An 11,338-nucleotide genomic window follows, 5' to 3' on the forward strand; every position below is an offset into this window, starting at 1 on the left:
TCAACGGCTTCCGCCGCGACGTGGCTGCCGCTTCGCACGTGCCGCGAGCGCCGGTTTCGCGCGGAGAGCGCCCTCCCGGGGCGGTGCCCGGAGCGGTTCGTCCTGCTGCTTGTCGAAGTGCGGCGGGAAGGGGGCTTCACCGAGCCCCGCGGCCTTCTGCTGCTCGAAGAGCTCGAGAAGGCTGTCGAGCGCGAAGGCACGCGCATCCATTTCTTCCCAGACGTCACCGAGCTTCTTGTAGCGCCGGGGCACCGTGGCGAGCGTGAGCTCCTCGGGCTCCACGTCCGCGACCTCGTCCCAGCGCAGCGGGCAGGACACGCGCGCTTCGGGGTTGGCCCGCACGGAATAGACGGACGCGATGGTCCTGTCCTTCGCATTCTGGTTGAAGTCCACGAACACCCGCCGGCCGCGCTCCTTCTTCCACCAGGCGCTCGTCGCCTTGCGCGGCATGCGCCGCTCCACCTCCCGCGCGAGCGCGAGCGCCGCGTGGCGGACCTGGGGGAAGTCCCAGTGCGGTGCGAGCCGGACATAGACGTGCATGCCTCGCGACCCGGACGTCTTCGGGTAGCCCACGAGCCCGTGCTCCTCGAGCACCTCGCGCACGCATAGGGCGACCTCTCGCACGCTGGAAAAGCGCACGCCCGGCTGCGGGTCGAGGTCGATGCGGAGCTCGTCCGGATGCGAGAGGTCGCTCCGCCGTACCGGATGCGGGTTGAAGTCCAGACAGCCGAGGTTCACCGCCCAGACGACGTGCGCCAGGTCCACCGGGCACAGCTCGTCCGCGCTCCGGCCGCTGGGAAACGTTACCTCGGCGGTTTGGAGCCACTCGGGCGCGCCGGCCGGAACCCGCTTCTGGAAGAAGAAGGCGCCTTCGGCACCGTCCGGGTAGCGCTTGAGGGCACACGGGCGCTCGCGCACGCCGCGAAGCACGCCTTCACCGACGGCCAGGTAGTACTCGATGAGGTCGAGCTTCGTCTCGCCGCGCGCGGAGAAGAAGACCTTCTCCGGCCGGCTGATGCGCACGTGACGACCCGCGACTTCCAGGTGAGTGAACGTGTCGGACATGTCCACAAGTTAGACTCCCACCCGGACGGGTGACCGGAGTGAGCGGGGAGCGTCCGGCGGCTCGGCGGCTGAGCGGCACCGGGAGCGCGAGCCCCACCCGCCAGCGCCGTGGCCGGTGAGGGCGTGGCTGGGTCCCCCTTCGCATCGCGCAGACGCCCCCCTGGGCCTGCCCCGCGGCGTCGGATTTCCACTCCGGGAAAAAAGTTTCCAGGATGACGCAATGCGGCTTTACCCCGGTTTCTCGGTTTCTTATAAAGTGCGAGTTGTTCGCGGTTTTCGTGAACATCGCGCTCATCGGGAGAAACCATGCGCCTTCGCAATGCAGTCATTGGACTTGTGACGTTCTCGAGTGTGGCCAGCGCCGCACCCACTTCGAGTGACGAGCTCGCGGAGACGCGTGCGCAGGTGTACCGCTCGGAGCGCGCCCTGACGGCGCCTTCGCGCTCCGGTGCGAGCGCGATCGCGGCCGGCTTCCTGCGCTCGCGGGGAGCCTCCGAGGCGACCGTCGGCTCGCTCCGGTCGACCGAGGCGCGCCAGGGTGACATCACCCACGTGCGCTTGGAGCAGTACGTGGGCGGCCTGCGCGTCCACGGCGCCTATGCCAAGGCGGCGGTGAACGCCAATGGCGAGCTGATCCACTTCATCGACGGCACGGCGGCCGCGGGCCCGGTGGTCTCGGCGCGCGTGTCCGAGTCCGACGCGGTGGGCCTGGCGCTGCGCAACCTCTACCCCGAGCTGCGCGACACGCAGCCGGCGGAGCAGTCGCGCGAGGGCAACACCGTCTCCTTCGCGGGTGGCGCCTTCTTCCACCGCGGCCCGACGGCCGAGCGCGTGGTCTACGTGGCCGCCAACGGCACGCTGCGCACGGGCTTCCTGGTGGAGACCTGGACGGCGAAGACGAACCAGCTCAACCACACGCTGGTCAGCGGCGAGGGCCGGGTCCTCTCCGTCGAGTCGCGCACCAACAACGACCGGTACAACGTCTTCACGAACGATCCGCTGAAGACCCCGCAGGCCATCGTGACCGGCCCGGGCGCGGGCAACACCCAGTCGCCGCTCGGCTGGCTCAATACCTCGGGTCTCACCACGCGGCTGATCTCCGGCAACAACGTCCGCGCCTACCTGGACACGGACGCGAACAACGCCCCGGACACGGGCGGCACCTCGGTGACGAACGGGGACTTCCTCGCCATCGGGGACCTGACGCAGGCGCCCACCACCAACGCCAACCGCGACATGTCCGTGCAGAACCTGTTCTACTTGAACAACTACATCCACGACGCGCTCTACCGCTACGGCTTCAACGAGGTGGCGCCGAACTTCCAGGAGAACAACTTCGGCAAGGGCGGCCTGGGGAGCGACTCGGTGGACGCCGAGGCGCAGGACGGCAGCGGAACCGACAACGCGAACTTCTCGACGCCGGCCGACGGCTCGAACCCGCGCATGCAGATGTACCTGTGGACGGGCGTGGGCACCCACCAGGTCAACGTGCAGCTGCCGACGTCCATCGCCGGCAACTTCGTGGCACAGGGCGACGGCGAGTTTGGCCCCACGCTCACCACCACCGGCCTCACCGGTGACATCGTGCTCGTCAATGACGGCGTGGGCACCACCAGCGACGGCTGCGAGGCCATGCCGGCGGGCTCGCTCACCGGGAAGATCGCGCTGATCGACCGCGGCATCTGCGGGTTCTCGGTGAAGGTGAAGAACGCGCAGCTGGCGGGAGCCAAGGGCGCGATCGTCGCCAACAACCAGGGCGATGGCGTGATGACGATGGGTGGCGCGGACACCACCATCACCATCCCGTCCGTGTTCGTCGGGCAGACGACGGGCGCGACGCTGCGCTCGGTCACCGGCGTGTACGGCACCATCCGCAAGTCGGCGGTGGCGCCGCTGCAGCGTGACTGCGCGCTGGACTCCGACGTCGTCTTCCACGAGTACGGGCACGGCCTGACGTGGCGCATGATCGGCTCGATGAGCGGCACGATGTCCGGTGCCATCGGCGAGGGCATGAGCGACGTGCTGGCGGTGATCATCAACAACGACGATCGCGTCGGTGAGTACTCCGGCTCGAGCGAGCGGGGAATCCGCAGCGCGCCGTACACCAACTTCCCGCGCACCTACGCCAGCGTGACGGGCTCCGAGGTCCACACCGATGGCGAGGTGTACGGCGCGATCGGCTGGCAGCTCTGGCTCAACGCCCAGGCCGCGGGCGTGTCCAAGGACACGCTGCTGACCTACCTGGTGGACGGCATGAACTACACGCCGGCCGCGCCGAACTTCGAGCAGATGCGCGATGGCATCCTGCAGTCGGTGGCCAACGCCGGCAACGTGCACCGCTGCCTGGTGTGGGACGCGTTCGCGAAGTACGGTGTCGGTGTCGGCGCGAAGGCGACCATGGTTCGCTCGAAGGGCGGGACGGTGCCGTCGGTCACCGAGTCCTTCGTGAAGCCGTCGGATTGCCCGTAAGGCCCGGCATCCTTCGTTGAAGACCCAGGCGGGTGCTCGGAGACGGGCACCCGCCTTTTTTTCAGCTCCCTGCTCCGGCACGGCACGGCGTGTGACGTCCCGGCTGCCTCCGCGTATGGGTTGGATTCACTCCTGGAGTGGGATACAGGAGGGGCGAACCATGAGCACTTGTTCGCGAAGCTGTGCGCTGACGTTGTGGGTGATGGCCTGGGTGCTGCCGGGTTGCCAGCCACGAGATCCCTCGGGCCCGCCGGACGCGGGGCCGTCCGAGCCCGCGTGCGCCACGCCCACGGGCGCGCCCATCGAGCACCAGGGCACCGTCTCCGTTGCCGAGACGTGGTCCGCCGCCAGCCCGCATGTCGTCGTCGGGGACCTGCTGGTGCGCGCGGTGGTGACGGTGGAGCCCTGCACCGTGGTGCGCATGGGCCCGGCACGTTCCATCGGGCTGGACAGCGGTGGCTCGCTCGTGGCCGCGGGCACGCAGGAGCGTCCGGTGCGCTTCGAGCCCCGGGATGCGAGCCAACCCTGGGGCCAGTTCCGCATCTACACCGGAGGCTCCGCGCGGCTGACGTGGACGGTGCTGTCGGGCGGTGGAAACCCCTCGTCCGCCGAGGCCACCGTGCGCGTGAGCGCGGGCGCGGAGCTCCCCGGCCCGAGGCCGCTCTTCGTGGACCATGTCACCATCGAGGGCTCGCGAGGGCCGGGCGTGGTGCTCAATGGCACGAGCGGCTTCGCCGAGGGCTCCACGGCGTTGGTCATTCGCGACTCGGGGAGTGCCACACGCCCGGAGCCGCTGGCCATCAATCCCAACGCCCTGGGCACGTTGCCCTCCGGTACCTATACAGGCAATCGCTCGGACACCGTCTTCGTCAGCCCCAATGTGGCGTCCTCCAGCGTCACCTACGTGGGCGTGGATGCCACGGTGAGAGCGCTGGGCGTGCCCTACGTCCTGGACGGGCTGCAGGTGGGCAGCTCCAGCGCCCGGGCCACCGTCACCGTGGAACCGGGCGTCGAGCTGCGCTTCCAGTCCGCGACGACGCTCCGCGTGTATGACGCTCGCAGCGCGCTCATCGCCGCGGGCACGGCCTCGCGTCCCGTCGTCTTCACCTCCGCCCAGGCCACGCCGGCCGCGGGGGACTGGGCGGGCATCCGCTTCGACGGGCTGAGCCCGGACAGCCGGCTGGAGTCCGTCTGGGTCCGCTATGCCGGCGGCGCCTGCCAGTGCTCGGGCTACGGCTGCAACTACTTGCCCGGCTCGTTCGACGTCAGCTCGGCCATCCTCGTCTTCCAACAACCGGCCGCGCCCTTCATCGCCAACTCGCGCATCGAGGACAGCGCGGGGCACGGCATCCTGCGGGGATGGAACGGCTCCGACGGGGTGGGCTTCCTGGCGACGAACAGCTTCGCCCGGGTGTCTGGCTGCACGCAGACGACGCCTCGGGACGTCGACGGGCGCTGCCCCGCCAGTCCTCCCTGTCCCCGGAGTCCTTGAACCCCTGGAGCGCCCTCACCCCACCGCCACGGGGACGCGGCGGCGCCCGAAGTCTCCCGGCTTCGCGTCGAAGTGGCCTGGAATCCTCGCGCCGCAGTCCGGGCACTGGCCCTCCTCCGTCAGCCGGTACGAGAGGAGGGAGTGCCAGTCCCGCACGATGAGCTCCCCGCCACAGTCCGGGCACAGCGTCGTCTCGCCCGCCGGGTCGTGCGTGTTCCCCGTGTACACGTACCGCAGCCCCGCCTTGCGTGCGATCTCCCTCGCCCGTCTCAGCGTCTCCGGGGGCGTGGGTGGGAGGTCGCGCAGCTTGTAGTCCGGGTGGAACGCCGTGAAGAACAACGGCACGTCCGGGCCCAGGTGCTTCAGCAGCCACTCGCTCATCGCCCCCACTTCCGCGTCCGAGTCGTTCTTCCCCGGAATCAGCAGCGTGGTGATCTCCAGCCACACCTTCGTCTCGTGCCGCAGGTACTCGAGCGTCTCCAGCACCGGCTTGAGGTGCGCGGCCGTGAGCTGGAAGTAGAAGTCCTCGGTGAACGCCTTCAGGTCCACGTTCGCCGCGTCCATCTTCGCGTAGAAGTCGCGGCGCGGCTCGGCGTGCATGTACCCCGCCGTCACCGCCACCGTCTGGATGCCTCGCGCATGGCACGCGTCCGCCACGTCCATGGCGTACTCGGCGAAGATGACGGGGTCGTTGTACGTGAAGGCCACGCTCCGGCAGCCGTGCGCCTCCGCCGCCCGGGCGATTCCCTCGGGGCTCGCCTCGTCGGTGAGCCGGTCCATCTCCCGCGACTTGGAGATGTCCCAGTTCTGGCAGAAGCGGCACGCCAGGTTGCACCCCGCGGTCCCGAACGACAGCACGCTGCTGCCCGGGTGGAAGTGCGCCAGCGGCTTCTTCTCGATGGGGTCCACGCAGAACCCCGACGAGCGCCCATACGTCGCCAGCGTCATCCGGTCGCCCGTGCGTTGGCGCACGAAACACATGCCCCGCTGGCCCTCGTGCAGCTTGCAGTCGCGCGGGCACAAGTCGCACTGGATGCGCCCGTCCTCCAGCTCATGCCACCAGCGCGCGGGATATTCGCTCTCTCGCATGTCTCCCTCCCTGGGGGGCGGGGCTTCCCGCCTCTCCACAGCACATGGGGAAACACACGGGAGAGCGTGCAACCGTCCCGCTCGGGGCGCCACGCGCTCCAGGCCGGGCCGCCGGGCGGACAGGTGTCCATCCCGGCTGCCCTCACTCCGGACGCGCCGCGAACCCTACGGATGCATCGTCGTCTGCTCCCAGAGGCGGTTGCGCAGCGCCGACTCGATGAAGGCCAGGTGCCGCTGCTCGTCCGAGAAGTTGCGCTCGATGATGGCGCGCGTCTCATCACTCCATTCCTCGTCCAGCGCCATGCGGTAGGTGCGGTTGGTGAGCAGCTCGTTGCCCCGCATCGCCTGGAGCGCGGCCTCGTTGCCCATCATCGACGTCACAGCCGTGAAGCCCTTGAGGATGAAACCCTTGGCATCCGGCTTCGTCCGCGGCGTGCCGCCCAGGGACACCACCGCCTGGGTCAGGTCCTGGATGTGGCGCTCATGGTCCGCCTGGAAGCCCCGCAGGCTCATGCGCAGCGACTCCACGTCGATGCGGTTGATGGCCGCCTCGTACGCCCCCACCGCGTCGTAATCGAGCGCAATGAGGTCATTGAGCCGCTCGATCATCCTGTTCAGATCCATCGCCGCCATGCCGTCCTCCTCCTGTGTGACGCGGGAACTCCCACGCCGCGCAAACCTGGGGCGGCGGCCGAGGCGCCTCAAGGGGCCCTGGAGGACAATTCCCTACTTCCCGGAAGTGCATTTGCCCGGCGAGCAGGGAGGCGCTTCCGCCACCGCCTCGAAGCGCACTCCCGGTAAATGTGCTGATCGGGTGGAAACTTCCTGACGGAAGTCGCGATAATCGTAAATCATGAGAATCCAACGCCCGGGTATTCCTCCCACCCGGACCCAGGCTCCCCAGACGGAGCCCACGGTCGCCCAGAAGAACACGGTCCGCTCGCCGGCCACCGCCTCGCCCGCGGCCCCGGCGCGTTCCGCCGACGCCTTCGAGACCACCACCCGCGCCACCGCTCGGGCCCTCACCCCCGGCCGCAGCAACGCCGCGCGCAACCTCCCCGCCGAGATTCCCACCGGCACCCGGGACTATTACAAGAAGCGCTACGACGACTTCGTCCGCCGCAACCCCGGCATGAAGCCGCCCGACTACTACCTGGAGTACGGCCAGAAGTACTGCGACCGCTTCTCCAAGCTCGGGCCCAAGGACCTGACCCCCCAGGGCCTCGAGTGGCGCGACCGCTGCCTCAAGTCCCTCCAGGAGGCCATCGAGACCAAGCGCATGGAGGACCCGGTCGGCTTCGCCCAGCTCGAGCGCGACCCCGAGGCCTTCAAGAAGTTCGCCTACGACTCGCACCCGGACGCCTACGTGCAGTCCGGCCTCTACGATCTGCCCGCCCAGGACATGCTGAAGATCGGCACCACGCCGGACCTCAAGGACCTGTTCACCAAGGATGGCGTCCGTCAGATCTTCGTCGCGCTGGGCAAGATGCGCCCCGGAGACGTGGCGGACGTGGCCAAGGAGACCGTGAAGGAGGCGTGGAAGGACGCCAAGAGCACGTTCACCGACCTCATCAAGCTGCCCAAACTTCCCTGGTAGCGCGAGGGCTGGCATCTTCCGCACCCTGATTCGAGCTTCCGAGGTTGACGCGTGCCGGAGAAAGACTGGGAGAGGCTGGGAGAGCTGTCCGAGGGACTGAAGGTCGGAGCGGTGGCCACGAGCCGAGAGGGCTTCGGGCTCATCGGCGCCGTGGCGGAGCCGCCCGGCATCAGCCTGCTGGAGCGGATGAAGGCCCGCCGCGCCCAGATTCATCGCGCCGCCGCCGGTTCCGTGACGAAGACCTGGGAGGGTCCCGGCTGGATTCAGGCCCTGGACTGCCACGGGACGCTGGGCGTCGCCATCGGCGGCTCGCTCAAGCCCTCGGGCTCGGGCTCGGACTACCACCTGCTGGTGTCCACCGACGGTGGCCAGCAGTGGCAGGGGCGCGGGCTGGTGGGCGCGCCGAGCCTCGGCCAGGTGCTGGCCGTCAGCGAGCAGGAGCTCTGGGTGCTCGGCGCCTTCTTCCTGGGGCGCACCATGGATGGTGGTGCCTCGTGGATGGAGCTGGAACTGGAGGGCGAGCGCAACCCGCACACCGAGCGGCTGCGGCGCGTGGAGGGCGGAGTGGCCCTGCTGGGCAAGACGCTCTCCGTGAGCACGGATGGGGGCGCCACGTGGAGCCACCTGAACGTGGGCGCCTCGCGCGTGGTGGATGTGGATGGGGCCTTCGTGGCCGCGGTGGTGGAGGGCCAGGCCCGCGTGGGCGAGCGCCAGGGCTCCGAGGTGCGCTGGCTGGAGCCGCTGCCCCAGGGCCGTGAGCCGCTGCGCCTCGTGGCCACCGAGGGCGTGCTGCGCCTGCTCACCCGTGGCGTGGACCCTTCCAAGGGCGCGGATCCAGCGCTCCATGTGAGCGAGGACGGCGGGCGCACGTGGGCGAGCTACTCGCTGCCGCTCGGGCCCCAGCTGGACATCGCCGGCCGCGAGTGGGGCCTCGGCGTGGACATGCGGGGCGGCATCTACGGCCGCGTGGGCTGAGCGGGTCTCCCGGACGGGCGGACCCTCCCTCCCGCCCCTCTCCCCGTGCGAGGAGAGGGGGCTGGAGGTGGGAGGGACGCGTGGGGACTAGAGCGGCACCTGCTTGCGCTCCGGGTGGGTGATGTAGCCGGTGCCCGCGGCCACCAGCTTCGCCATCAGCCGGTCCATGCCGTTGGAGCGCGAGAAGGCCATCTCGTTCTTCGTCACGCCCACCAGCGTGAGCAGCTGCACCTTCCCCGACTCCAGCTGGAAGTGCGAGGGGCGCGAGGGATCGGTCACGAAGACGAAGCCGTTGAGCTCGGACTCACCGCCCGTCAGCGTGCCCTCCACCGGGTAGCGGTGCCCCACCGCGAAGGCCCGCATGCACACCAGGTTGTAGGCCATCATGTCCAGTAGCCGCAGCACCGGCCACTTCGCCTCCTCGGTGGTGTGGATGACCATCTCGTACCCGACGCCGCTGGGGGCGTTGGCGTCGACTTCCTCTCCCGGGGCCAGCGTGATGGGGTTGGACAGGCCGCTCGTCACGTACGTCCAGTAGGGGTACTCGGGACTCGGCGGCGCCACGCGCACGCCCATGCCCCCCCAGTTGGGATCCAGCTCCTTCACCTCGGCCAGCTCGCTCTCGAGCCAGGCCTCCAACGCACCAGTCTGCTCCAGCGTGTAGACCTCTTCGCTGATGGTCCCGAAGAGCTTCGGGTACTCCACCTCGTCTCGATCCGCCCAGCAGTCCTCATACCACTGGCAGAAGGCCTCATCCGTCTCAGGCGCTTTCATAGCGAGGAGGACTCTAACGGGTTGTTCCCTCGCGATTCACATTTCCTTCGTGGGGAACTGTTCGGTCCCATGGTGGGTAACCTCCTTCCCACCCCGTGGCGCACCGCTTCCCAGCCCAGGGCAGGCAGGCAAGCACCCCTGTCGCACGCTGTACCCACGAGGCGACCGCCGGTGGACGAAGTGGGTGCTTGGGCGCCCGGTATGGGTCGTGAAGGGGAATGGGAGGACGAGCAGCCAGGGCGCTCGGGTCCACACCTGGAGGAGCGACATGCAGAGGGGATGGAAGGCCGCGGCCATGGCCGTGGTGCTGGGAGGGGCGGGGGCGGCGGGTGCTCACGAGTTCACCTGTGAGAAGCGCGTCCAGGTGAAGGGCGAGGGGCAGGGCGCTCCGCAGGGCGAGGCGCCCCGGGTGACGAAGTTCCCGGCCACGCTGCGCTTCCACTACACGCTGAAGAACGTCCACCCGAAGGGCGAGTCGGTGGCGAACCTCGTGGAGGACCCGCTGCTGGCGCGCTACGGCTTCGGCTCCCCGTTCCCCACGCCGATGGCGGTGGGGGTGGGGGAGTCGCGCAGCGCCACCTTCGAGCTGAAGCTGGACACGCCCGAGGCCTGCCATGCACTGGCGGCGAGCGATGGCCGGGCGGATGACAGCTTCGACAGCGCGCTCCGGGTGAAGTGGGACCTGGGCGAGACGCAGTGCGCCGCGCGCGTCACCTGCTGCGAGCCCTTCGTGGACTGCGAGCTGACGTGTCCGCCGGATGACCCGTACTGCGCGGAGCCGCCGGCCCCGGTGGCGCCGGGGGCCTCGCGCAACGCGGGCTTCTTCAAGGTGCACGAGCAGGCGCTGGGGCAGTGCCTGGCGCGGGGCGGCATGGACCTGGGCGTGGCGCGGGTGGAGTCGCTGGAGCAGGCGCTGGGCCTGTTGTGGGCGAGCCCCGGCCTGGACCGCAACGGCGGGGTGCGCAGCGAGGCGGATGCCCGGCGCTTCGAGCTGGCGCGCGAGGCGCTGGTGGCCACGTGCAACGAGCGGCTCTTCGGGGCCCGTGAGCAGCGGGGCCGGGCGCTCGACGAGGCGCTGCGCACCCTGCGGGGCGCGACGGGGGACGAGGGGCTGGAGCGGCGGGGGCGGGAGCTGGGCCGCCACAACGACGCGGGACTGGGCCAGCCGCTGCCCGGGGGCTTCGACGCGGGGCGGGCCACGCCGGCGCACGCGGCCAGCATCGCCGTGGATCCGCTGGAGCCGGGCCGGCAGTAGGGCCGCTTCCTTCACACCTTCCAGGAGAACACTCACCATGAAGAAGCTGATGCTATCGGTGTTGGGAGCGGTGGCGCTCGGGCTCGGGGGCTGCGGGGGGACGTCCCGGACACAGGAGGCCACGGGCCCGCGCCCGGACTTCCCCGCGGACGCCCAGGGCCAGCGCTTCGAGCTGCGCCTCAAGGGGGTGAACAACCCGGGCTATGACTCGGCGCTGGTACAGGTGCGCCGGCTCTCCGTCACCACGGAGACGGGCGAGGCGCTGCCGGTGCGCCTCAAGTCCCGCTTCCCGATGGAGCTCGCGAATGCGGAGCAGGCGCACCTGGTGGGCCTCTTCCTGGTGCCCGAGGGCGTGGAGCGGGTGAAGGTGGAGGTGACGTTCGACGACTTCGGCGGCTACGAGGCGGCCTCGGGCGGCGGAGTCATCGATACGCGGGTGGCGCCGCTGCGCTTCGAGGCGCCGCTGGCGTACCTGAACGAGCGGGGCCACGCCGTGGTGCACCTGGACCTGGGCCAGTCGCTCCAGGCCCAAGGCGAGGCGAAGCTGCTGCTGCCGAGCCTGGACGTGCGCTACTGAGCGGGCCGCCACGCCAGCGGTTCCAAAAGACCTTCGGCGGGAGTG

10 protein-coding genes are annotated in these 11,338 nt (G+C 69.9%); 6 read left to right on the forward strand and 4 right to left on the reverse strand.

All coding sequences use genetic code 11. The features are described 5' to 3' along the window. A complete protein-coding gene (gene ligD, locus NR798_RS02890; RefSeq protein ID WP_375769850.1) occupies positions 1-1,065 on the reverse strand; it encodes a non-homologous end-joining DNA ligase in 1,065 nt (354 codons plus the stop codon). Between the two features lie 336 nt (positions 1,066-1,401). On the opposite strand from ligD, the gene NR798_RS02895 reads away from it, so the two are divergent. Together NR798_RS02895 and NR798_RS02900 are read left to right on the forward strand one after the other, a co-directional pair. Beyond that, positions 1,402-3,534, forward strand: coding sequence for a M36 family metallopeptidase (locus NR798_RS02895; protein WP_375769851.1), 2,133 nt, complete (start codon positions 1,402-1,404; stop codon positions 3,532-3,534). Positions 3,535-3,694: 160 nt separating this feature from the next. Continuing rightward, positions 3,695-5,026: a hypothetical protein gene (locus NR798_RS02900; RefSeq protein WP_375769852.1), complete on the forward strand. Its 1,332-nt coding sequence runs from the start codon at positions 3,695-3,697 to the stop codon at positions 5,024-5,026. A 15-nt stretch (positions 5,027-5,041) separates the two neighbouring features. Here NR798_RS02900 and amrS read toward each other — a convergent pair whose 3' ends face one another. Continuing rightward, the gene (amrS, locus tag NR798_RS02905; RefSeq protein ID WP_375769853.1) at positions 5,042-6,115 is read right to left on the reverse strand and encodes an AmmeMemoRadiSam system radical SAM enzyme; all 1,074 of its coding nucleotides are present in this window, start codon (positions 6,113-6,115) and stop codon (positions 5,042-5,044) included. A 165-nt stretch (positions 6,116-6,280) separates the two neighbouring features. Next, the gene (locus NR798_RS02910; protein ID WP_375769854.1) at positions 6,281-6,748 is read right to left on the reverse strand and encodes a ferritin-like domain-containing protein; all 468 of its coding nucleotides are present in this window, start codon (positions 6,746-6,748) and stop codon (positions 6,281-6,283) included. Positions 6,749-6,968: 220 nt separating this feature from the next. Here NR798_RS02910 and NR798_RS02915 point away from each other — a divergent pair, with 220 nt between their 5' ends. Further along, positions 6,969-7,712, forward strand: a complete 744-nt coding sequence (locus NR798_RS02915) for a hypothetical protein (RefSeq protein WP_375769855.1) — start codon at positions 6,969-6,971, stop codon at positions 7,710-7,712. A gap of 51 nt (positions 7,713-7,763) precedes the next feature. Next, complete coding sequence (locus tag NR798_RS02920; RefSeq protein WP_375769856.1) at positions 7,764-8,687, forward strand: WD40/YVTN/BNR-like repeat-containing protein; 924 nt, start codon at positions 7,764-7,766, stop codon at positions 8,685-8,687. Between the two features lie 87 nt (positions 8,688-8,774). Here NR798_RS02920 and NR798_RS02925 read toward each other — a convergent pair whose 3' ends face one another. Next, positions 8,775-9,461: a suppressor of fused domain protein gene (locus NR798_RS02925; RefSeq protein ID WP_375769857.1), complete on the reverse strand. Its 687-nt coding sequence runs from the start codon at positions 9,459-9,461 to the stop codon at positions 8,775-8,777. A 268-nt stretch (positions 9,462-9,729) separates the two neighbouring features. Between NR798_RS02925 and NR798_RS02930 the strand changes: the two genes are divergently transcribed. Both NR798_RS02930 and NR798_RS02935 read left to right on the forward strand, forming a co-directional pair. Further along, a complete protein-coding gene (locus NR798_RS02930) occupies positions 9,730-10,716 on the forward strand; it encodes a hypothetical protein (RefSeq protein WP_375769858.1) in 987 nt (328 codons plus the stop codon). A 37-nt stretch (positions 10,717-10,753) separates the two neighbouring features. Next, positions 10,754-11,293: a hypothetical protein gene (locus NR798_RS02935; RefSeq protein ID WP_375769859.1), complete on the forward strand. Its 540-nt coding sequence runs from the start codon at positions 10,754-10,756 to the stop codon at positions 11,291-11,293. Positions 11,294-11,338 lie beyond the last annotated feature (45 nt).

Source organism: Archangium gephyra (assembly GCF_042230915.1).
GTDB lineage: Bacteria > Myxococcota > Myxococcia > Myxococcales > Myxococcaceae > Archangium > Archangium gephyra_B.